The organism is Massilia paldalensis, from assembly GCF_044901715.1.
GTDB classification, from domain to species: domain Bacteria; phylum Pseudomonadota; class Gammaproteobacteria; order Burkholderiales; family Burkholderiaceae_D; genus Telluria; species Telluria paldalensis.
The window spans coordinates 160,198-180,224 of the sequence record NZ_JBJCIU010000004.1 but is presented as its reverse complement, the minus strand read 5'-3'; the positions used below and the strand labels follow the sequence as shown (position 1 = coordinate 180,224).

General features: G+C 66.2%; 21 protein-coding genes and 1 tRNA gene. 10 read left to right on the top strand and 12 right to left on the bottom strand.

Annotated elements, in window-relative coordinates:
• Positions 1-264: 264 nt before the first annotated feature.
• The 6 genes from rng to hemF form a co-directional block, all read right to left on the bottom strand.
• Positions 265-1,728, bottom strand: a complete 1,464-nt coding sequence (rng, locus tag ACI1V7_RS20180) for a ribonuclease G (RefSeq protein ID WP_404533577.1) — start codon at positions 1,726-1,728, stop codon at positions 265-267.
• Between the two features lie 173 nt (positions 1,729-1,901).
• Positions 1,902-2,522, bottom strand: a complete 621-nt coding sequence (locus tag ACI1V7_RS20175; RefSeq protein ID WP_404534156.1) for a Maf family protein — start codon at positions 2,520-2,522, stop codon at positions 1,902-1,904.
• A gap of 22 nt (positions 2,523-2,544) precedes the next feature.
• On the bottom strand, positions 2,545-3,015 hold the full coding sequence (gene rlmH / locus ACI1V7_RS20170; protein WP_404533576.1) for a 23S rRNA (pseudouridine(1915)-N(3))-methyltransferase RlmH: 471 nt from the start codon (positions 3,013-3,015) through the stop codon (positions 2,545-2,547).
• Positions 3,016-3,021: 6 nt separating this feature from the next.
• Positions 3,022-3,711 carry a ribosome silencing factor gene (rsfS, locus tag ACI1V7_RS20165; protein ID WP_404533575.1) on the bottom strand — a complete coding sequence of 230 codons (690 nt, stop codon included), beginning with the start codon at positions 3,709-3,711 and terminating at the stop codon, positions 3,022-3,024.
• Positions 3,711-4,400, bottom strand: coding sequence for a nicotinate-nucleotide adenylyltransferase (locus ACI1V7_RS20160; protein WP_404533574.1), 690 nt, complete (start codon positions 4,398-4,400; stop codon positions 3,711-3,713). Before ACI1V7_RS20160 ends, rsfS begins: the two co-directional genes overlap by 1 nt.
• Positions 4,397-5,308, bottom strand: coding sequence for an oxygen-dependent coproporphyrinogen oxidase (gene hemF, locus ACI1V7_RS20155; protein WP_404533572.1), 912 nt, complete (start codon positions 5,306-5,308; stop codon positions 4,397-4,399). The genes ACI1V7_RS20160 and hemF overlap by 4 nt, the downstream gene beginning before the upstream one ends.
• Before the next feature lie 238 nt (positions 5,309-5,546).
• Between hemF and ACI1V7_RS20150 the strand changes: the two genes are divergently transcribed.
• Entirely contained in the window at positions 5,547-5,837 is a 291-nt protein-coding gene (locus ACI1V7_RS20150; protein WP_404533570.1) for a GIY-YIG nuclease family protein, read from the top strand.
• A gap of 90 nt (positions 5,838-5,927) precedes the next feature.
• On the opposite strand, the gene ACI1V7_RS20145 is transcribed toward ACI1V7_RS20150, so the two are convergent.
• The 5 genes from ACI1V7_RS20145 to ACI1V7_RS20125 all read right to left on the bottom strand — a co-directional run bounded on the left by ACI1V7_RS20145 (position 5,928) and on the right by ACI1V7_RS20125 (position 10,597).
• On the bottom strand, positions 5,928-6,452 hold the full coding sequence (locus ACI1V7_RS20145; protein ID WP_404533569.1) for a cytochrome b: 525 nt from the start codon (positions 6,450-6,452) through the stop codon (positions 5,928-5,930).
• A complete protein-coding gene (locus ACI1V7_RS20140) occupies positions 6,449-7,564 on the bottom strand; it encodes a catalase family peroxidase (protein WP_404533568.1) in 1,116 nt (371 codons plus the stop codon). Before ACI1V7_RS20140 ends, ACI1V7_RS20145 begins: the two co-directional genes overlap by 4 nt.
• Before the next feature lie 191 nt (positions 7,565-7,755).
• A complete protein-coding gene (purD, locus tag ACI1V7_RS20135) occupies positions 7,756-9,021 on the bottom strand; it encodes a phosphoribosylamine--glycine ligase (protein WP_404533567.1) in 1,266 nt (421 codons plus the stop codon).
• A gap of 16 nt (positions 9,022-9,037) precedes the next feature.
• A complete protein-coding gene (locus ACI1V7_RS20130) occupies positions 9,038-9,763 on the bottom strand; it encodes a YebC/PmpR family DNA-binding transcriptional regulator (protein WP_404533566.1) in 726 nt (241 codons plus the stop codon).
• Positions 9,764-9,832: 69 nt separating this feature from the next.
• The gene (locus tag ACI1V7_RS20125) at positions 9,833-10,597 is read right to left on the bottom strand and encodes a DUF2182 domain-containing protein (RefSeq protein ID WP_404533565.1); all 765 of its coding nucleotides are present in this window, start codon (positions 10,595-10,597) and stop codon (positions 9,833-9,835) included.
• Between the two features lie 165 nt (positions 10,598-10,762).
• Here ACI1V7_RS20125 and ACI1V7_RS20120 point away from each other — a divergent pair, with 165 nt between their 5' ends.
• Genes ACI1V7_RS20120 through ACI1V7_RS20100 form a run of 5 tightly spaced genes read left to right on the top strand, consistent with a single transcriptional unit; the run spans position 10,763 to position 13,910 of the window.
• Positions 10,763-11,680, top strand: a complete 918-nt coding sequence (locus ACI1V7_RS20120) for a DMT family transporter (RefSeq protein ID WP_404533564.1) — start codon at positions 10,763-10,765, stop codon at positions 11,678-11,680.
• Positions 11,681-11,708: 28 nt separating this feature from the next.
• A complete protein-coding gene (locus ACI1V7_RS20115; protein WP_404533562.1) occupies positions 11,709-12,086 on the top strand; it encodes a methylglyoxal synthase in 378 nt (125 codons plus the stop codon).
• A 30-nt stretch (positions 12,087-12,116) separates the two neighbouring features.
• On the top strand, positions 12,117-13,100 hold the full coding sequence (locus tag ACI1V7_RS20110; protein ID WP_404533560.1) for a quinone oxidoreductase family protein: 984 nt from the start codon (positions 12,117-12,119) through the stop codon (positions 13,098-13,100).
• A 21-nt stretch (positions 13,101-13,121) separates the two neighbouring features.
• Positions 13,122-13,268, top strand: coding sequence for a hypothetical protein (locus tag ACI1V7_RS20105; protein ID WP_290413889.1), 147 nt, complete (start codon positions 13,122-13,124; stop codon positions 13,266-13,268).
• Positions 13,269-13,274: 6 nt separating this feature from the next.
• Entirely contained in the window at positions 13,275-13,910 is a 636-nt protein-coding gene (locus ACI1V7_RS20100) for a VOC family protein (protein WP_404533558.1), read from the top strand.
• Positions 13,911-14,017: 107 nt separating this feature from the next.
• On the opposite strand, the gene ACI1V7_RS20095 is transcribed toward ACI1V7_RS20100, so the two are convergent.
• Positions 14,018-14,659, bottom strand: a complete 642-nt coding sequence (locus tag ACI1V7_RS20095; RefSeq protein ID WP_404533556.1) for a DUF4136 domain-containing protein — start codon at positions 14,657-14,659, stop codon at positions 14,018-14,020.
• A gap of 202 nt (positions 14,660-14,861) precedes the next feature.
• Between ACI1V7_RS20095 and pepN the strand changes: the two genes are divergently transcribed.
• From pepN to ACI1V7_RS20075, 4 genes are all read left to right on the top strand, one after another.
• The gene (gene pepN / locus ACI1V7_RS20090; protein WP_404533555.1) at positions 14,862-17,519 is read left to right on the top strand and encodes an aminopeptidase N; all 2,658 of its coding nucleotides are present in this window, start codon (positions 14,862-14,864) and stop codon (positions 17,517-17,519) included.
• A gap of 152 nt (positions 17,520-17,671) precedes the next feature.
• A complete protein-coding gene (locus ACI1V7_RS20085; RefSeq protein WP_404533553.1) occupies positions 17,672-18,673 on the top strand; it encodes a class 1 fructose-bisphosphatase in 1,002 nt (333 codons plus the stop codon).
• A 158-nt stretch (positions 18,674-18,831) separates the two neighbouring features.
• Positions 18,832-18,907, top strand: a tRNA-Thr gene (locus tag ACI1V7_RS20080).
• Between the two features lie 443 nt (positions 18,908-19,350).
• Positions 19,351-20,022 carry a hypothetical protein gene (locus tag ACI1V7_RS20075; RefSeq protein WP_404533552.1) on the top strand — a complete coding sequence of 224 codons (672 nt, stop codon included), beginning with the start codon at positions 19,351-19,353 and terminating at the stop codon, positions 20,020-20,022.
• The last annotated feature ends 5 nt before the right edge of the window (positions 20,023-20,027 follow it).

The following is a 20,027-nucleotide window of genomic DNA, read 5'->3' as shown; positions in this document are numbered from 1 at the left end:
ACATTCCGTTGTTCGCCAAACAATGACGTCTCTCCACGGTTGATCAAGGTTCCCTACCGGTCGGCTGGCCGCATCCCGCAACGGTCGCTTTGAAACGCGTTACCGCCAACTCTCTAATTCAGCAAATTGTCACGAATTGTAGTCTAAACCGGGGAGTGGCGTGTCCGCCAGCGCTATTTTCGGACGCTTTGTCCATTGGCTGCAACAAGCATTGAACTGCTTGGCAAGTGTTTGTCGCGCCTCATACAGTTTACCGACAAAATTTCACATCAAAATGACATCGTACTGCTCCTGATGGTAGCCTTTTTCCACCTGCAGCGAGATCTTTTTGCCGATGAAATCACCCAGCATGGCCAGGTGCTGCGACTCTTCTTCCAGGAACATGTCGACCACTTCCTGGGACGCCAGGATGCGGAATTCGCGCGGGTTGAACTGCTTGGCTTCGCGCAGCAGCTCGCGCAGGATTTCGTAGCAGATCGTGCGCGAGGTCTTCACCTGTCCGCGGCCAGCGCAGGCAGGGCAGGGCTCGCACAGGATATGCGCCAGCGATTCGCGCGTGCGCTTCCTCGTCATCTCGACCAGGCCCAGGGCCGAGAAGCCGCTCACCGACACCTTGGTGCGGTCGCGTGACAGGGTCTTCTTGAGCTCCGCCAGCACGGCATTGCGGTGCTCGTTGTTCTCCATGTCGATGAAGTCGAGGATGATGATGCCGCCCAGGTTGCGCAGGCGCAGCTGGCGCGCGATGGCGTGCGCGGCTTCCAGGTTGGTCTTGAAGATCGTGTCGGCGAAATTGCGTCCGCCGACGAAGCCGCCGGTATTGACGTCGATCGTGGTCATCGCCTCGGTCTGGTCGACGATCAGGTAGCCGCCCGACTTGAGGTCGACGCGGCGCCCCAGCGCGCGCAGGATTTCCTCCTCGACGCCGTACAGGTCGAACAGCGGGCGTTCTCCCGTGTAGTGCTGCAGGCGCGACAGCACGCTCGGCGTATAGACCTGCGCGAACTCGACCAGCTTCAGGTAGTTCTCGCGCGAATCGACCAGGATCGCCGCCGTCTCGTCGTGCACGAAGTCGCGCAGCACGCGCTGGGCCAGGCTCAGGTCCTGGTACAGCAGGCTGGTGGCCGGGAGGGTGCGCGCGCCCTTGGTGATCGCGCCCCAGGTCTTGCGCAGGTAGTCGACGTCGGCGGCCAGGTCGGCGTCGGACGCGTCCTCGGCCTGGGTGCGCACGATGTAGCCGCCTTTCTCGTCCGGCGGCAGCAGGCCCTGCATGCGCGCGCGCAGGGCCTCGCGCTCGGATTCCTTCTCGATCTTCTGCGAGATGCCGATGTGCTTATCTTGCGGCAGGTACACCAGCATGCGCCCGGCGATGGAGATCTGGGTCGACAGGCGCGCGCCCTTGGTGCCGATCGGGTCCTTGATCACCTGCACGGTCAGCACCTGGCCGTCGAACAGCAGCTTCTCGATCGGGGTCGGCGGCGCGTTGGCGCCGTCGTGCGGCCGCGCTTCCCAGATGTCGGCCACGTGGAGGAAGGCGGCGCGTTCCAGGCCGATGTCGATGAACGCCGACTGCATGCCCGGCAGCACCCGCACGACCTTGCCGAGATAGACATTGCCGGCCAACCCCCGGGTGAGCGTGCGCTCGATATGCAATTCCTGCACGGCACCCTGCACCACCAGCGCGACGCGCGTTTCCTGGGGGGTGATATTGATCAGGATGTCTTCAGTCATTGGGGGCGGGCCGTGCGTTATTGTTCAGGACGACATCATACACGGTGGGGGAGAGGGCCGTTGGCGCCAGATTCGTCGTCCCTGCGCAGGCAGGGACCCAATTGCGTGAGCGTTGCGGCAACGCGTACAAATTGGATCCCCGCCTGCGCGGGGACGACGGTTTCATGGGTGCATTACAACGGATTGACGCCCGCCTTCTGCAGCAATTGCGCCGTCTCGAACACCGGCAAGCCCATGATGCCCGAATGGCTGCCGTCGATGTGCTCGATGAACAGCGCGGCCAGGCCCTGGATGCCGTAGGCGCCCGCCTTGTCGTAGGGTTCCGCGGTGGCGCAATAGGCGCGGATGGCCTGCGGCGACAGCGTGGCGAAGCGCACGTGCGATACCTGCGTGACCTGCTCGACCATGTTGTGCGCATGCACGGCGATCGACGTCAGCACCTGGTGCGTGCGGCCCGAGAGCCGCTCCAGCATGGCCACGGCTTCGCGCACGTCGGCCGGCTTGCCGAGGATCTCGCCGTCGATGGTGACGGTGGTGTCCGCCGACAGCACCGGACGGATCTGCATGCGCCGCTGGTGCAGCACGTTCCAGGCCGCCGCGCCCTTGGCCAGCGCGACCCGTTCCACGTAGGGCAGCGGCGCTTCGCCGGGCAGCACGTCCTCGCTGACGTCCAGGCTGCGGCCCAGGTCGGAGCGCAGGCTGAGCAGCTCGAAATCGATGCCGACCTGGCGCAGCAGTTCGCGCCGGCGCGGGCTCTTGGAGGCGAGATAGATCTTCTGGTCGGGCGTTTTCAGCGAAGGCATGGACGGGGCAGGTTCAAACGCGGTGATAGGGGTGGTTCTGGGTGATCGACCAGGCACGATACAGCTGTTCCGCCAGCATCACGCGCACGATGCCGTGTGGCAGCGTCATGCTGGAAATACGGATCAGGCCGTCGGCCCGCGCCTTCAGCTCGGGATCGAGGCCGTCGGCGCCGCCGATCAGGAAGGCGACATCGCGGCCGTCCTGCTGCCAGCTTTCCAGCTGCTGGGACAGGCCGACGCTGGTGAGGTCCTTGCCGCGCTCGTCCAGGGCGACGATGCGCACGCCCTTGGGCAGCACGGCTTCGATGCGCTCGCGCTCGAGCGCCATCGCGGTCGCCGCCGTCTTGCTGCCGGAGCGCTCGACCGGCTTGACTTCCTTGAGCACGATGCGCAGCTCGGGGGGCATGCGCTTGGCGTACTCCGCGAAGCCGGTCTCGATCCAGGCCGGCATCTTGTGGCCGACCGCGACGATCATCAACTGCATCGAGGATTACTCTTCGGTCTTCTTGATGCGGCGGATGACTTTCTTGACCGGTGTGGCGGCGGCTTCGGCCGGCGCGGCTTTCGCGCGCTTCGGAGCGGCTGCCTTGGCGGCCTTGGCGGCGGCGGCCGAGGCCACGGCCGTCTTCGGCAGCGCGACCTTCACCTTGGCGCCGGTCGGGATCTTGGCGGCCGGCTTCTTGGCGGCGGCGGTGGCGGTGGCGCCTGCAGCCTTCTTGGCGGCGGGCTTGCGCTCGCGCACCGGCTTGGCTTCCGGCTGGTCCTGGTTGGCGGCCAGGTGCTTCGACTTGGTCTTCGGCGCATCGGCCTCGATGCCTTCGGCCGTCGACTTGCGCTTGGCGGCGCCCAGCTTGACGGGCTTCTCGCCCCAGATCTCTTCCAGGCGGTAATACTGGCGGATGGCCGGCTGCATGATGTGGACGATCATGTCGCCCAGGTCGACCAGCACCCACTCGCCCGTGTCTTCGCCTTCCAGGCCGACCACGTCGCCGCCTGCTGCCTTGACCTTGTCGCGCACCGAGGCGGCCAGCGCCTTGGTCTGGCGGTTCGACGTACCCGAGACGACCGCGATGCGGTCGAACAGGCTGGTCAGTCCGGTCGTGTCGAACAGGACGATGTCCTGGCCCTTGACGTCTTCGAGGGCGTCGACGACGAGCGTTTGCAGTTTCTTGATATCCATTAGCTCTTGTATAAATTATGTTGTTGAATATAGTCTAGCACTTGCGGGGAGAGCAGCGCGCCGACCTGGGCCTGTGCGCTCGCGTCCGGATCGGTCCCGGATTCCCCGCCTTGTTTCAATGCCGCGCGCACCTGCGTGGCCGAGATGTCGACCGCCAGCGTATGCGCGATGCAGACCTTGCCGGCCGCGCTGGCGCAGAGCGCGCCGGGTTCCACGCGCCGCGCCGCCACTTCGCGCGCCACCGCCAAGGGCAGCGCCGCATCGTCGAGCCGGTAGCCGGGGCGGGCGGCGACGCCGAAGCTGGCCAGCGCGAACAGGCTTTCCCAGTCGCGCCAGGTATCGAGCTTCTGCAGCTGGTCGGCGCCCATCAGGAACACGATCGCTGCCTCGGGGCCCAGTTCTGCGCGCAGCTCGCGCAGCGTGTCGACCGTGTAGGTCGGACTTTGGCGCGTGATCTCGCGGGTATCGATCGTCACGGGGGCGCTGCTGCCGGCGAAGGCCAGCTCCAGCATCCGGATCCGGTCGGCATCGCCGGCCTGCAGGCCGTTCGATTTCTGCCATGGCTGGCCGGCGGGGAGCAGGCGCAGCTCGTCCGGGTTCAGCAGGCGTGCGAACAGTTCGGCCAGCGCGACGTGGCCGTGGTGCACCGGGTCGAAACTGCCTCCCAGCAAGGCGACACAGCGGGTCACGGGGCCAGCCAATCCCGGTGGGGGAGGAAGTCGCGGTACAGCGCTTCCTCGGCGCTGCCGGCTTCCGGGTGCCAGTCGTAGCGCCAGGTAACGACCGGCGGCATCGACATCAGGATCGCCTCGGTCCGTCCGCCCGACTGCAGGCCGAACAGCGTGCCGCGGTCCCAGACGAGGTTGAACTCGACGTAGCGGCCGCGCCGGTAGGCCTGGAAATCGCGTTCGCGTTCGCCGTAGGGCTGGTCCTTGCGCGCCTTGACGATGGGCAGGTAGGCATCGAGGAAACCGTTGCCGACGCGCTGCACCAGCGCGTACGACGCGTCGAAACCGAGCTCGTTGAAATCGTCGAAGAAGATGCCGCCGACGCCGCGCGCTTCCTTGCGGTGCTTCAGGTAGAAGTACTCGTCGCACCACTTCTTGAAGCGCGGATGCAGGTCGGCGCCGGACGGCGCCAGCGCGTCGCGGCAGGTGCGGTGGAAGTGCACGGCGTCGTCGACGTTGCCGTAGTAGGGCGTCAGGTCCATGCCGCCGCCGAACCACCACACGGGTTCCTTGCCCTCGGCCGTGGCTTCGAAGAAGCGCACGTTCATGTGCACGGTGGGCGCATACGGGTTACGCGGATGCAGCACCAGCGACACGCCCATCGCTTCCCAGGCGCGTCCCGCGAGCTCCGGCCGCGCGGCCATCGCCGACGGCGGCAGGCTCTTGCCCTGCACGTGCGAGAAATTGCAGCCGCCGCGCTCGAACACATTGCCTCCCTCGATCAGGCGCGAGACGCCCCCACCGCCTTCTTCGCGCTCCCAGCTGTCGCGCAGGAACGGCTTGCCATCGACCTCTTCCAGCGCCGCGACGATGCGCGCTTGCAGATCGAGCAGCCAGGCCTTGACGGCGGATGGGTTGGGGGTGGACATGTCGGAACGAGGTGGAAAAAAATCAACGGGGGATTGTACACCATGCCGACGGATGCACTGGCAAACTAAACCGCGTCATCCCTGCAGCCACTACCGTCGTTCCCGGCATTGCCGGAAACGACTCCCTGCGAAGGCAGGGACCCATGCTGAGCCTGATAGTTCGATGAATACCATTGACCAGCTGCGCGGATGAGGCAGCGATTCAAGGTAACCATGTATCGTCCACAGATAAACGACCATGGAAAAATCCAGCTACGTCTACATGTTGGCCAGCGCCCCTTACGGCACTCTTTACGTGGGCGTTACGGCAGATCTTGTCAGGCGTGTATGGGAGCACCGCAAAGGCGCCGTTGCCGGCTTCACGAAACAATACGATGTCGCGCGGCTGGTGTGGTACGAAGTGCACACCGATATTTACGAAGCCATTCGCCGCGAAAAGCAGATTAAGGGTTGGAAGCGTGCCTGGAAGGTCAACCTGATCCAGGTGATGAATCACGAGTGGCGCGATCTTTACGCCGACATATGTTGAGCCGTCGCCCCTGCGAAGGCAGGGGCCTAATTTTCGCGATGCCGGTGCCTCGCAAAACTTGGGTCCCTGCCTTCGCAGGGACGACGGCGTTTAATGTTTGCGCCCCAGCGAAATCGCCCCGAACACCCCATCCCTGAGCAGCAACGCATGCAGCAGCCCCGCCATGATGTGCGCGAGCACGGTCAGGTAGAACAGCTCGCCCAGCACCGTGTGGAGCGAGCGCAGCTGTGCATAGCGCACCACGCCAGGTGCCAGCAGCGGCGGCAGGTGCAGGGGAAGGGGCAGGCCGCCGGCGGACAGCATCGCCCAGCCGATCAGGGGCATCGCCAGCATGCAGCCGTACAGCAGCCAGTGCGATGCATGGGCGGCCAGGCGCATCGGCAGCGGGAGCGTGGACGGCAGCGGCGGCGTCTTGCCGGCCAGGCGCAGCAGCAGGCGCAGCACGGCCAGCACCAGCAGCGCCAGGCCCAGCGGCTTGTGCAGGTTCAAGAGCGACAGGCGCCAGGGCGACACGGTGGCGACCATGCCGGTGCCGATCAGGAGCATGGCCAGCAGCAGCGGCGCCATGGTCCAGTGCAGCAGGCGCGAGGCCAGCGAGAAGCGTTGCGGGGTCATTGGGCACCTCCGTGGGTGATGCGGGCAGCCTGTTCGCCCGTGCGCAGGTTGTACGAGCGCGAATAGGCGCCGGAGCGGGCGGCCAGCAGCGGGTCGTCCGATACCTGGATGCCTTTCGGCAGGATCGTCGGATCGAAGTTGACGTCGCGGCAGGGGCCGTCGTCCTGCGCGATCGCGCGCTCCAGCGTCAGCACGCCGGCATCGACCACGCGGCGGTCGTCCGGCCAGGCGCGCGTGGCGTCGTTGCCCGGGTCGCCGGGCTGGGCCAGCTGGATGGCCAGGTGCCAGCGCAGCGGTCCCTGCTGCAGGCGTTGCACCAGGTCGTCCTGCAGCACGTTCGGCGCGGTGGCCAGGGCCTTGTCGAGCGGGGCGGCCGGCGTTTCCGGTACCACGGACCAGCGTGCCAGGTGGATGCCGCCGGCGGCGTCGACGAGCCGGAACGCATTGATGCTGTAGAAGCGCGTGCTGGCGAACGAGGACGTCGCCCGGAAGTCCTTGAGCCAGGCACGGAACGGCGCCGATTCCGGATGCGCGTCGAAATAGGCCTTCAGGCGCGCCGGGTCCGGCCTGCCGGTGGCGGGGTCGGGGCGCGATGCGACCACGTTGTCGAAGAAGCCCTGCGGCGTGTTGGACACGACGATGGGCGAGCTGTTCATGCCGGTACGCCATTGCTCGCCATTGGGGAGCTGGAACAGCAGGGCCAGGCTGCGCACGGGACTCGCCGCATCTGGCACGGCCGGGTTGCCGCCGGGGACGGCGAAGCGGCCGATCACGGGCGTGCGGCCGGGCGCGAATACGGTGGCGCTGGACCATGGCGTCGCCGTGCCGTTGGCGTCGAAGTGGCCGGTCACGCAGATGCCCTTGGTATGGTTGCGGCGCAGGCCGGGATGGACGCCGAAATTGGTGCCGAAGGCATCCACGACGTGTTGCGGCGTCAGGCGTTGCGGGGTGATCCAGCCGGCCGCGTAGGCGTAGCCGGCGGCGAGCAGGGCGCCGGCGCCGGCGATGGCGGCCAGCGGCAGCAGGATCGGGGCCCCGTCGGGCAGGCCGAGGGCGCGCCGCAGCGCCTCGGCCGGGCCGCCCGCCGGCTGGGAATCGGAATGGTCGCGCATGGTGGTCTGCCGTCGAGTGGGTCAAAGCGCCATTCTAGGAAGCGCACGGTGACGCAAGAATGGCAGTCGGATGACAATCCTGTCATGTTCGCCGCCCGCGCACCCTGGCCGAACGGCCGGGCAGCGCCCAAAAAAAAGGACGGCGCCTCGCGGCTGCCGTCCTTCCGTATCGATGTGCGCTGGTGCGCGGCTTACTTCACGCCGCGCCAGCCGATGTCGCGGCGGTACTGGGCGCCGTTGAAGTGGATCTTCTCGACCGTCTCGTAGGCCTGCTTCTGCGCCATCTTGACGCTGTCGCCCAGGCCCACCACGCACAGCACGCGGCCGCCTGCCGTCTGCAGGGTGCCGTCGACCAGCCTGGTGCCGGCGTGGAAGGTGACGCATTCCGGCGTCTCGGCCGGGATGCCGTCGATGACGTCGCCCTTGGCCGGGTTGTCCGGATAGCCGGCGGCAGCCATCACCACGCCCACGGCCGTGCGGCGGTCCCATTCGAGCTCGACGGCGTCGAGCGTGCCGTTGCAGGCATGTTCCAGCACGGTGACGAAATCGCTCTTCAGGCGCGCCATGATCGGCTGGGTTTCCGGGTCGCCCATGCGGCAGTTGAATTCCAGCGTCCTCGGGTTGCCGGCGGCGTCGATCATCAGGCCCGCGTACAGGAAGCCCGTGTACGGGATGCCGTCCTTGGCCATGCCCTGGATGGTCGGGTTGATGATCTCGCGCATCACGCGCGCATGCATCGACGGGGTCACGATGGGGGCCGGGGAATAGGCGCCCATGCCGCCCGTGTTCGGGCCCTGGTCGTTGTCCTTCAGGCGCTTGTGGTCCTGCGAGGTGGCCAGCGCCAGCACGTTCTTGCCGTCGCACATGACGATGAAGGACGCTTCCTCGCCGGCCAGGAATTCCTCGATGACGATGCGCGCGCCGGCGTCGCCGAAGCGGTTGTCCGACAGCATGTCGTCGACGGCGCCGTGCGCTTCTGCCAGCGTCATGGCGACGACCACGCCCTTGCCGGCGGCCAGGCCGTCGGCCTTGATCACGATCGGCGCGCCGTTGGCGTCGATGTAGGCGTGGGCTTGCTGCGCGTCCGAGAAGGTCTGGTACTTCGCGGTCGGAATGCCGTGGCGCTCCATGAAGGCCTTGGCATAGTCCTTCGAGCTTTCCAGCTGGGCCGCCTCGCGGGTGGGGCCGAACACCTTCAGGCCACGCCCGCGGAACAGGTTCACGATGCCGGCCGCCAGCGGCGCTTCCGGGCCGACCAGGGTCAGGCCGATGTGCTCGGCGACGACGAAGTCGGCCAGCGCGGCCGGGTCCGTGATGTCGATGTTGACCAGGCGGGCATCGCGCGCGGTGCCGCCGTTGCCCGGCGCGACATAGACCATCTGCACGCGATCGGATTGGGCCAGTTTCCAGGCCAGGGCATGTTCACGGCCGCCAGAGCCGACTACCAGGATTTTCATGGATGGGTTCCGCTGCTTATTCGTCGATCACGGCGTTGGTGTACACCTCTTGCACGTCGTCCAGGTTTTCCAGGGCGTCGAGCAGTTTCTGCATCTTGAGCGCGTCTTCGCCGGTGAACACGGTTTCCGTGTCCGGCTTCATGATGACTTCGGCCGAATCGGCCTTGAAGCCGGCCGCTTCCAGCGCTTCCTTGACGCCGGAGAAGGCGTTCGGATCGCACAGCACCTCGAAGCCGCCTTCCTCGTCGGCGACCACGTCGTCGGCGCCCGCTTCCAGCGCCGCTTCCATCAGCTTGTCTTCCTCGACGCCCGGGGCGAACAGGAACTGGCCGACGTGCTTGAACATGAACGACACGGAACCTTCGGTGCCCATATTGCCGCCGAACTTGCTGAACGCGTGGCGCACTTCGGCCACGGTGCGGACGCGGTTGTCCGTCATGCAGTCGACGATGATCGCGGCGCCGCCGATGCCATAGCCTTCGTAGCGGATTTCTTCGTAGTTGACGCCTTCCAGGCCGCCCGAACCGCGCTGGATCGCACGGGTGACGTTATCCTTCGGCATGTTGGCGTCGGCCGCCTTGTCCACTGCCAGGCGCAGGCGCGGATTGGTGGCGACGTCGCCCCCGCCCATGCGCGCGGCGACGGTGATTTCCTTGATCAGTCGGGTCCAGATCTTGCCGCGCTTGGCGTCGGTAGCGGCTTTCTTATGCTTGATGTTGGCCCATTTGCTGTGTCCAGCCATGTCGAGAATTCCTTGAGAGGGTATACGTGATCCTCGACATTTTAGCATAGGGGCACTGTACAAAAACTGTCAGGGAAACAACAAGGTGGTGCCCCAGGCCACCAGGCCGAGGCCCGTGGCGCAGGCAAATATGTGTCCTCCAGGTAACAATTTCTCGGCCAGGATGAGGGCCACCAGCCCGCCCGTCACGGGCAGGTTCAGCACCCCGGCGGGCAGCATCACGGCCAGCAGCAGCCAGCAGCAGCCCATGCCGTAGCGCGCGTCGGCCATGCCCATGCGCAGCGCTCCCCAGGCGCCGCGGCGCCAATGCGTGAGCAGGACGGCCAGCGGCTCGCGGCAATTGCCCAGGTACCAGTGCTTGGCCGGCGTCCACTGGTAGACGCCGGCGGCGACCAGGGCCAGCGCCACGGCGCTCGGGTGCGCCACGGCCAGCGTCTCGTCCAGCAGGCCGGCGTCGTGCAGCGCCCAGGCGGCCACGGTGGCGGCGGCGGCGCCGGCGCTCCAGACGAGCAGGTAGCCGGCGCTGAATGCCGCGATGCCGGCATGGACCCAGCCGTCGCCGCGTTCGTGCTTGAGCCGTGCATACAGCAGCACCGACGGGGCCGCCGCCGGCAGCATCATGGCGGCGATGACGACGACCCACAGGGCGAACAGGCGTCCCAGGTCGGCCGCATGGTAGGGGATGGGCGCGGCCTTGCCGACGCCACCGATCGGCGCCATGCGCCCCACGCGCAGCAGCAGGCAGGCCCAGCACAGGGCCGCGAGCAGCCCCAGCACGGCGAGGACGACGGTGCGCTCGGTGCCGGTGCGCTTGACGTCGCCGGCCTGGCTCATGGGCTGGCCGCTCCCTCGACGCGCTGTGCGATGTGGAACATCTGGCGGCGGCCCATGTGTTTCCTCCGTAAAGTCGGGTTGACGGTGCAGCTTGGACCGGATCGGACCCGGCCGCGTTCTCGGCCAGCCTGAACGGACCGTATCGATTCGCCTTACAATCGTCGGATGAGCAAAACTGCAAGCGACATATCCGTTGCGCCGGCCACACGCCCGGCCCTCATCGCCGGCCTGGCCATTGCCATTGGCGGCGCCGTCCTGTTCTCTACGAAGGCGGTGGTCGCCAAATTGCTGTACCGCTACCACATCGACGCCGTCACCTTGATCGCGTTCAGGATGCTGTTCTCGTTTCCCGTATTCGCCGGCGTGGCGATCTGGAAGATGCGGACCGAACCGCCCTTGTCCGGGCGCGACCGCTGGCGCCTGGTGGCGCTGGGCCTGGTCGGCTACTACCTGTCGAGCTACCTGGATTTCCTCGGCCTGCAATACATCTCGGTGGGCCTGGAGCGCCTGATCCTCTTCCTGACGCCCACCTTCGTGCTGCTGGTCAGCGCCGTCTTCCTGCAGCAGCGCATCGGCCGCACCCAGTGGGCGGCGCTGGGCCTGTCCTACTGCGGCATCGTGCTCGTGTTCGTGCACGACCTGCAGGGCGGTTCCAGCATCGTGCTCGGGTCGCTGCTCGTGCTGGGCTCGGCCGCCGCCTACGCCGTCTACCTGCTGGGCACGGGCGGCATGGTCAAGCGCATCGGCTCGCTGCGCCTCGTCGCCTACGCGATGTGCGTCTCCAGCGCGGCCTGCGTCGCCCAGTTCTTCCTGCTGCGCCCGGCCAGCATGCTGGTGCAGCCGCTGCCCGTCTATGGGCTGTCGCTCGTGAATGGGATATTCTGTACGATCTTCCCGGTCTTCATGACCATGGTGGCGGTGCAGCGCATCGGCGCGGCGACGGCCTCCCAGGCCGGGATGATCGGCCCCGTGTCCACGCTGTTCCTCGGCTGGGCGCTGCTGGGCGAGCCGATCACGGCCATCCAGCTCGCGGGCACCGCGCTCGTGCTGGCCGGGATCTACCTGCTGTCGCTGAAAAAATAAACGATCCATCCATAACAACGGAGAACGAATGAAGCCGCGCATCGCCCTGATTGCCCACGACAAGAAAAAAGACGACATGATCGCCCTGGCCGGGGAGTACCTCGGCTTCCTGAAGGGATGCACGCTGTCCGCCACCGGCACCACGGGCGGGCGCCTGATCAACGAGCTGGGCCTGGAGGTGAAGCGCATGCATTCCGGCCCCGTCGGCGGCGACCTGCAGATCGGCGCCCAGCTCGTCAACGGGGAGGTCGATTGCGTGATCTTCCTGCGCGATCCGATGACGCCGCAGCCGCACGAGCCGGACATCAATGCGCTGGTGCGCGCCTGCGACGTGCACGACATTCCCTGCGCGACCAACGTCGCGACGGCCCACCTGGTGCTGTCGCAGCTGATGGCGCGCGCCTGATCCTGTCAATCCGAATCGAGGAGAACGACCATGGCAACAGCGGCCAAAGCGATCCGCATCGCCCGCACCGGCGGTCCCGAAGTGCTGGAATACGTCGACGTCGAGGTGGGCGAGCCGGGACCCGGCGAAGCGCGCGTGCGCCACCACGCGATCGGCGTGAATTTTATCGACGTCTATTTCCGTACCGGCCTGTACCCGCAACCCTTGCCGGGCGGCCTGGGCCAGGAAGGAGCGGGCGTGGTCGAGGCCGTCGGCACCGGCGTGAGCCACGTCAAGCCGGGCGACCGCGTGGCCTATGCCGCGCGTCCGAACGGCGCCTACAGCGAGGTCCGCACGATGCCGGCCGACATCCTGGTCCGGCTGCCCGACGCCATCTCCTTCGAGACGGGCGCCGCCATGATGCTGCAGGGCCTCACCGTGCAATACCTGCTCAAGCAGACCTACCAGGTGAAACGGGGCGAGACGATCCTGTTCCACGCGGCCGCGGGCGGCGTGGGCCTGATCGCCTGCCAGTGGGCGCGCGCGATCGGCGCGAACCTCATCGGCACCGTGGGGTCCAACGAGAAGGCGGCGCTGGCCAGGGCGCACGGCGCCGCGCACGTCATCAACTACAACACGGAGGACGTGGTGCAGCGCGTCATCGAGATCACGGGCGGGGCCAAGGTGCCGGTCGTCTACGACTCGGTCGGCAAGGATACCTTCACGCGTTCGCTCGACTGCCTGCAGCCGCGCGGCCTGATGGTCAGCTTCGGCAATTCCTCCGGCGCCGTGCCGCCGTTCGCGCTGTCCGAGCTCAATTCGCGCGGCTCGCTGTACATCACGCGCCCGTCGCTGCCGGCTTATGCGGGTACGCGCGCGCAGCTGGAAGCGATGGCGGCCGACCTGTTCGAGATGGTCGCGAGCGGCAAGATCAGTATCGAGATCAACCAGCGCTTCCCGCTGGCGGACGCGGCCCAGGCTCACATCGCCCTGGAAGCGCGCAAGACCACGGGCAAGACCATCCTGCTGCCTTGACCATCGCTCGCGGGGACCACCATGAGAGAGTTCAGCGACGACCATGAGCCGCAGATGGAGCCGCAGCAGGCGCCGCAACCGAAATTCGGCCGCCTGCTGCTCGTGCTCCTGCTGGCGGTGCTGCTGATCGTGGCCATCACGTTCGCCTCGCAGGCGTATTTTTCCTGACGCCGCATGGAACTGGACCACGTCTTCCTGCGCGCCCGGATCGGCGCACCGGAGGCGCAGGCGCTGCGCGACCTCGGCCTCGCCGAAGGCAGCCCCAACACGCATCCGGGCCAGGGCACGGCCAACCGCCGCTTCTTCTTCGGCAATGCCTATATCGAGCTGCTGTGGATCGAGGACGACGCCGAAGCCGCCAGCGACGTCACGCGCCCGACGCAGCTGGCCGAGCGGCTGCGGCCCGGCTCCGCCTCGCCGTTCGGCATCTGCTTCAGGCCATCTCCCGGCCCCGCCACGGTGCCGTTCCCCGCATGGGATTACCGGCCCGCCTACCTGCCGGCGGGCATGGCGATCCAGGTCGGACGGGACGTGCCGCTGGCCGAGCCGATGTGGTTTTACCTGGCCCAGGCGCGGGCGCCGCAGCTGGTGCCGGAACATGCCGCTGGCCTGCGCGCGATCACGTCGGTGACGGTGACGGTGCCCGGCGTGTCGCGCTGGTCGGCGGCGGCGCGGGCGGCGATGGAAGAGGGTGGGGTGGTGCTGGTCGAGGGGGAGGCGCACTGCCTGGAGATCGGGTTCGACGGCGCAGCGTCAGGGCGGATACACGATTTTCGGCCGATGCTGCCGCTGATATTCAAGCTTCCATGACACGTCGTCCCCGCGAAGGCGGGGACCCAATGTTGCATGCGTAGACGCGATGCGTGGAAATTGGGTCCCTGCCTGCGCAGGGACGACGTGTCATGCGTTAGCGAGCATCAGGTCTTCGGTTCCTGCTTCAACTCGATCAGACGCGACCCCCCGTTCGGCCCCGGGAACCCTTCGAATGCGCTCTGCACCAGCGCCGGCATCACTTCCGGCGTGGACATATTGCGGCTGACGTTGCGCACCGTGACGTCGAACAGGCGCTTGCCGTCGCCGGCTTCCACGATGCCGACCTGCAGCTGGCGGTGGTAGCGGTGCTCGGTCTGGACGTCATAGGCCGGGAACGGGCCCCAGAACGGGTCGTAGAACGGGCTGTACCAGCCGCCGCCCCACACGCGGCGATGCCAGCCGAGGTAGCCGAAGCGGGGGGAGTACGGGCCATACACGGGCGCGTAGTTCGGATAGATCACCTGGGTCGGCACGTCGATGGTCGAGAAGCGCATCGACACCTTCAGGGCGGGCGACTGCGGCGCCTCGCGGAAGCCGAGGCGGCCGAGCTGGCCGCGCACCAGGTTCTGGTAGGCCTGCAGTTCCAGCGTATTGTCCTGCGGCGGCGGCGCCTCGAAGGCATAGCTCTTGTCGGCTAGCTGGGCCGGCCACTGGTGGAAGGTGGTGACGTCGCTGCGGATCGTGGTCGCGCAACCACCCAGCAACAGGCTCAGCGACGTTACCGCAGCGAGCATGGTGAATTTCATGACTTTCTCCAAAGATTCTGTTCGGCAATCGGACTTATACACCAGACATGATATGCCTGTTGTTTGATATTCGTCGATACATTTACGAGCGGTTACGACCTCTACATGAAGATACATGGCACGCGCAAAAATGCGCGCGTTTTGCAAGCCCGTCATGTTGGTAAAATAGGCACTTCACCAACGGCCTTGCGGATTCCTCACCATGCGCACCGATACGCCCCTGACCATCTACCGGAAAGACTACACCGCCCCCAGCTACCTGGTCGATACCGTGGAACTCGGCTTCGACCTCGACCCGCTTCGCACCGTCGTCGCCAACCGCCTGACGCTGCGCCGCAACCCGGCCAGCGCCCAGCGCGAGATCGAACTGTTCGGCGAGGAGATCGAGCTGGTGGCCATCCGCCTGAACGGCAAGACCCTGGGCGAGCGCGAGTACGCGATCGACGGCACCGTGCTGCGCATCGCGAGCGCGCCCGACGACGTCGTGCTGGAAATCGAAACCATCTGTGTGCCGGAAAAAAATACGACGCTGAGCGGCCTGTACACGTCGAACGGCAGCTTCTACACGCAGTGCGAGGCCGAGGGCTTCCGCCGCATCACCTATTTCCCGGACCGTCCGGACGTGATGGCCAAGTTCACCGTCATGCTGCGCGCCGACAAGGACAAGTACCCGGTGCTGCTGTCGAACGGCAACCTGGTCGAGCAGGGCGACCTCGACGACGGCCGCCACTACGCGCTGTGGGAAGACCCGTTCAAGAAACCGTCCTACCTGTTCGCGCTGGTCGCCGCGCGCCTCGTGTGCCAGGAGGAGACGTTCCGCCTGGCCGACGGCCGCGACGCGCTGCTGCAGGTCTGGGTCGAGGACGGCAACCTCGACAAGACGGACTACGCGATGCAGTCGCTCAAGCACAGCATCCGCTGGGACGAGGAGCGCTGGAACCTCGAGCTCGACCTGGACCGCTTCATGATCGTCGCCGTGGGCGACTTCAACATGGGCGCGATGGAAAACAAGGGCCTGAACATCTTCAACACGAAGTATGTGCTGGCCAACCCGCGCGTCGCCACCGACACCGACTTCCAGGGCATCGAAGCCGTGGTCGGCCACGAATACTTCCACAACTGGACCGGCAACCGCGTCACCTGCCGCGACTGGTTCCAGCTGTCGCTGAAGGAAGGCCTGACGGTGTTCCGCGACCAGGAATTCTCGGCCGACATGATCGGCACGGATACCGGCCGCGCCGTCACCCGTATCGACCAGGTGCGCACGCTGCGCCAGGCCCAGTTCCCGGAAGACGCCGGCCCGATGGCGCACCCGGTGCGTCCCGACTCCTTTGTCGAGATCAACAACTTCTACACGGTGACCGTGTACGAGAAGGGCGCCGAAGTCGTGCGCATGTACCAGACGCTGCTGGGCCGCGACGGCTTCCGCAAGGGCATGGACCTGTACTTCGAACGCCATGACGAGCAGGCCGTCACCTGCGACGACTTCCGCATGGCGATGGCCGACGCCAACGGCCGCGACCTGACGCAGTTCGAGCGCTGGTACAGCCAGGCCGGCACGCCCGTCGTGCAGGCCGAGACCCGCTACGACGCCCAGCAGCAGACCTACACGCTGCGCCTGCTGCAATCCTGCCCGCCGACTCCGGGCCAGCCCGAGAAGCTGCCGTTCCACATCCCCGTCGCCGTCGGCCTCCTCGGCCAGGATGGCCGCGACCTGCCGCTCGTCGTCGACGGCAAGGAATACGGCGGCACCGCCGTGCTGGAACTGACGGAAGCGGACCAGACCTTCGTGTTCACGGGCGTGGCCGAGCAGCCGACCCCGTCGATCCTGCGCGATTTTTCCGCCCCCGTGATCCTCAAGTACGGCTACAACGATGCCGAACTGGTCCACCTGTTCAGCCACGACAGCGACCCCGTCAACCGCTGGGAAGCGGGCCAGCGCCTGGCGATGAGCCGCCTGCTCAAGCTCGCGGCCCAGGTCGACACCGTCAACCCGGAGAAGGTCAAGCTGGACCTGGACGACGTGTTCGTCGAGGCCATGCGCAAGATCCTGGCCGACGACACGCTGGACCCGGCCTTCCGCGAGCAGGCCCTGCTGCTGCCGTCGGAAACCATGGTCGCCGACCAGCTCGAGGTGGTCGACCCGCTGGCCATCCACGTCGCGCGCCAGTTCGTGCGGGCCGACATCGGCGCGCGCCTGCGTACCGAGCTGCTGGCCCAGTACCACGCGAACCAGACCCCGGGCGAGTACAGCCCGGACGCCGAATCGATCGGCAAGCGCGCGCTGAAGAACCTGGCACTGTCCTACCTGTGCGCGGCGCCGGACGCCGAATCGATCGCGCTGGCCCAGCAGCAGTTCGACGAGGCCGGCAACATGACGGACCGCGTCGCCGCGCTGGCCGCCCTCGTGCATGCGCGCGCGGACGGGGCCGCGGATGCCCTTCAGCGCTTCTACGACGAATTCCAGGGCGAGGCGCTGGTGGTCGACAAGTGGTTCGCGATGCAGGCCTCGGCCCCGACCACCAACGTGGCCGCCGTGCGCGAGCTGATGACGCACAAGGCGTTCACGCTGCGCAATCCGAACCGCGCGCGCAGCCTGGTGTCCACCTTCTGTGCCGGCAACCCGGTCGGCTTCCACGCGCCGGACGGCAGCGGCTACGCGTTCTGGGCCGAGCAGGTGATCGCGCTCGACGCCCTGAACCCGCAGGTCGCCAGCCGCCTGGCCCGCGCGATGGACCGCTGGCGCCGCTACACGCCGGCCCTGCAGGCGCACATGAGAAAGGCGCTGCAGCAGGTGAGCGGCCAGGCCAAGCTGTCGAACGACGTGCGCGAAGTCGTCGGCAAGGCGCTCGCCAACTGACGCGGTAGCGACATGCATGGTGGGCATATGATGCCCACCCTGCGATGCATAGGGGTCGGAGCCCGGTGTTGCTTTTCAAAGGGCTCCGACCCCGGTGTGCAGCCACCATCGCCACCAGCAAGATAACGAATTCACACACACCGAAAGAAACCATGAAACGTGTCAGCCTGACCCAATACCTCGTCGAGGAGCAACGCCTCCACGGCAACATCCCGGCATCGCTGCGCCTCCTGCTGGAGGTCGTGTCGCGCGCCTGCAAGACGATTTCGCACTCGGTCGGCAAGGGCGCCCTCGGCGACATCCTGGGCAGCGCGGAAACGGAGAACATCCAGGGCGAGGTGCAGAAGAGGCTCGACGTGATCTCGAACGAGATCCTGCTCGAGGCGAACGAGTGGGGCGGCCACCTGGCGGCCATGGCGTCGGAAGAGATGGAATCGATCCACCCGATCCCGAACCGCTACCCGATGGGCGAATACATGCTGCTGTTCGATCCGCTCGACGGCTCCTCGAACATCGACGTCAACGTCTCGATCGGCACCATCTTCTCGGTGCTCAAGGCGCCGGACGGCATGACCCACCCGACCGAGCAGGATTTCATGCAGCCGGGCAGCAAGCAGGTGGCGGCCGGCTATGCCGTGTACGGCCCGCAGACGATGCTGGTGCTCACCACCGGCAACGGCGTGCAGTGCTTCACGCTGGACCGCGAGATGGGTTCCTGGGTTCTCACCCAGCGCAATATGCAGATCCCGGTGGAGACGAAGGAATTCGCCATCAACATGTCGAACCAGCGCCACTGGTACCCGCCGGTCCAGCGCTACGTGTCCGAAATGCTGGAAGGGAAGACCGGCCCGCGCGGCAAGGATTTCAATATGCGCTGGATCGCCTCGATGGTGGCCGACGTGCACCGCATCCTGAACCGCGGCGGCATCTTCATGTACCCGGCCGACAGCCGCGACCCGTCGCAGCCGGGCAAGCTGCGCCTGATGTACGAAGCGAATCCGATGGCGATGATCGTCGAACAGGCCGGCGGCGCCGCTACCGACGGCAAGGGACGCATCCTCGACATCCCGCCGCAGAAGCTGCACCAGCGCGTGCCCGTCTTCCTCGGTTCGAAGAGCGAAGTGGACCGCGTGACCTCGTACCACGCCGAGTAAAGCCGCAGCGCGAATCGCACTCGCGCCGCAAATCGCACGTCGCCCCTGCGCAGGCAGGGGCCCAATTGTTCGGACAGCACCTTTTTTCAAGCTGCCCGAATAAAATTGCCGAGTTACTCTAGCAATCCAGTGAGCTTCTTTGCTAGAATATGGCTCCCGCCGCTGTAGCTCAGTCGGTAGAGCAGCGCATTCGTAATGCGAAGGTCACCAGTTCGATTCCGGTCAGCGGCACCAAATACATCAAGCCCAGCTTCATCGCTGGGCTTTTTGTTTTCCGCTTCCAAATGCGCTTTTCGCGCCGCCGCACGCGTCCCGCTTGCGCTAACTCCTGCGTTCCCGACTCTCTGTTATGCACCGCACAGTGCAGGATGACCAAAAGTTATATTTTTTCTATTGCGACGCCGTATTTCGACGTTGTCGAATTTCAGGCACCCGCTGCACGCAGTGAGACGCGAGGCGGATCGGACATCGATGGAACTTTTGAGCAGTTGCGCGGTCAACGCTAACAAAACTTGATCCCGTGCACTGTCCAACAGCATTCGTTGATGTAACGCAGCCCGTTCTCGTGCCTTCGTTTTGTTTCGAAGGGAATACAGGAAAAATGTGGTGATGGTCGAGTTTCGGTCCTATCCGCGCTGGTCAACCACGCTGGTCAACCATTTAACGAGGAATACATCATGGATAATCAGAAGTCGAACGAAGCAAAAGGCAGCACCATCGGTACCCAGGGTTCGAGCCTCGGCAAGGACAATAACGTCAGCAACCTGGGCAAGGACAGCGGCAACAGCCAGTCGTCCGTCAGCGGTTCGGGCAACCTGGGCAGCACCTCGGGCTCGGGCAGCATGAGCAAGAGCACGCCGCTGAACCAGGGCAAGGACCAGCAGGTCGGCATGGGCAGCAGCACCGGCGGCGCCACCGCATCGAGCATCGGCTCGACCGGCAGCCAGAACAGCCAGAGTGCCAATTCGGCGACCGGCTCGGGCACCGGCGGCGACAGCAAGGACCTCGGTTCCCAGGTGGACGCCAAGGCCCAGGACCTGCACCAGTCGATCGACAAGGCAGCGGATGCCGCCAAGCCCTACGTCGACAAGGCCGTCAACAGCGTGCAACCGGTCGTCGAGCGCCTGGCCACCAGCGCCCACGCCGGCGTGGACAAGCTGCAAGGCATGCTGAGCGGCGCCACCAGCGGCCTGGGCGAGCGTCAGGCACAACTGACCGACGCCTACGGCAAGTGGAAGGATGCCAGCTTCGACTACGTGCGCGAAAAGCCGGCCACCGCCCTGGCCATCGCCGCTGCCGCCGGCTTCGTGCTGGCCAAGCTGCTGGGCGGCTCGCGCCGCGACTACTGATCGGC

What these genes read in the sequence shown, in the direction of transcription:
- rng (WP_404533577.1), bottom strand. Translation starts at nt 1,728, where the DNA reads ATGACTGAAGACATCCTGATCAATATCACCCCCCAGGAAACGCGCGTC.
- rlmH (WP_404533576.1), bottom strand. Translation starts at nt 3,015, where the DNA reads ATGCAGTTGATGATCGTCGCGGTCGGCCACAAGATGCCGGCCTGGATC.
- rsfS (WP_404533575.1), bottom strand. Translation starts at nt 3,711, where the DNA reads ATGGATATCAAGAAACTGCAAACGCTCGTCGTCGACGCCCTCGAAGAC.
- hemF (WP_404533572.1), bottom strand. Translation starts at nt 5,308, where the DNA reads ATGTCCACCCCCAACCCATCCGCCGTCAAGGCCTGGCTGCTCGATCTG.
- ACI1V7_RS20150 (WP_404533570.1), top strand. Translation starts at nt 5,547, where the DNA reads ATGGAAAAATCCAGCTACGTCTACATGTTGGCCAGCGCCCCTTACGGC.
- ACI1V7_RS20145 (WP_404533569.1), bottom strand. Translation starts at nt 6,452, where the DNA reads ATGACCCCGCAACGCTTCTCGCTGGCCTCGCGCCTGCTGCACTGGACC.
- ACI1V7_RS20140 (WP_404533568.1), bottom strand. Translation starts at nt 7,564, where the DNA reads ATGCGCGACCATTCCGATTCCCAGCCGGCGGGCGGCCCGGCCGAGGCG.
- purD (WP_404533567.1), bottom strand. Translation starts at nt 9,021, where the DNA reads ATGAAAATCCTGGTAGTCGGCTCTGGCGGCCGTGAACATGCCCTGGCC.
- ACI1V7_RS20130 (WP_404533566.1), bottom strand. Translation starts at nt 9,763, where the DNA reads ATGGCTGGACACAGCAAATGGGCCAACATCAAGCATAAGAAAGCCGCT.
- ACI1V7_RS20125 (WP_404533565.1), bottom strand. Translation starts at nt 10,597, where the DNA reads ATGAGCCAGGCCGGCGACGTCAAGCGCACCGGCACCGAGCGCACCGTC.
- ACI1V7_RS20120 (WP_404533564.1), top strand. Translation starts at nt 10,763, where the DNA reads ATGAGCAAAACTGCAAGCGACATATCCGTTGCGCCGGCCACACGCCCG.
- ACI1V7_RS20115 (WP_404533562.1), top strand. Translation starts at nt 11,709, where the DNA reads ATGAAGCCGCGCATCGCCCTGATTGCCCACGACAAGAAAAAAGACGAC.
- ACI1V7_RS20110 (WP_404533560.1), top strand. Translation starts at nt 12,117, where the DNA reads ATGGCAACAGCGGCCAAAGCGATCCGCATCGCCCGCACCGGCGGTCCC.
- ACI1V7_RS20105 (WP_290413889.1), top strand. Translation starts at nt 13,122, where the DNA reads ATGAGAGAGTTCAGCGACGACCATGAGCCGCAGATGGAGCCGCAGCAG.
- ACI1V7_RS20100 (WP_404533558.1), top strand. Translation starts at nt 13,275, where the DNA reads ATGGAACTGGACCACGTCTTCCTGCGCGCCCGGATCGGCGCACCGGAG.
- ACI1V7_RS20095 (WP_404533556.1), bottom strand. Translation starts at nt 14,659, where the DNA reads ATGAAATTCACCATGCTCGCTGCGGTAACGTCGCTGAGCCTGTTGCTG.
- pepN (WP_404533555.1), top strand. Translation starts at nt 14,862, where the DNA reads ATGCGCACCGATACGCCCCTGACCATCTACCGGAAAGACTACACCGCC.
- ACI1V7_RS20085 (WP_404533553.1), top strand. Translation starts at nt 17,672, where the DNA reads ATGAAACGTGTCAGCCTGACCCAATACCTCGTCGAGGAGCAACGCCTC.
- ACI1V7_RS20075 (WP_404533552.1), top strand. Translation starts at nt 19,351, where the DNA reads ATGGATAATCAGAAGTCGAACGAAGCAAAAGGCAGCACCATCGGTACC.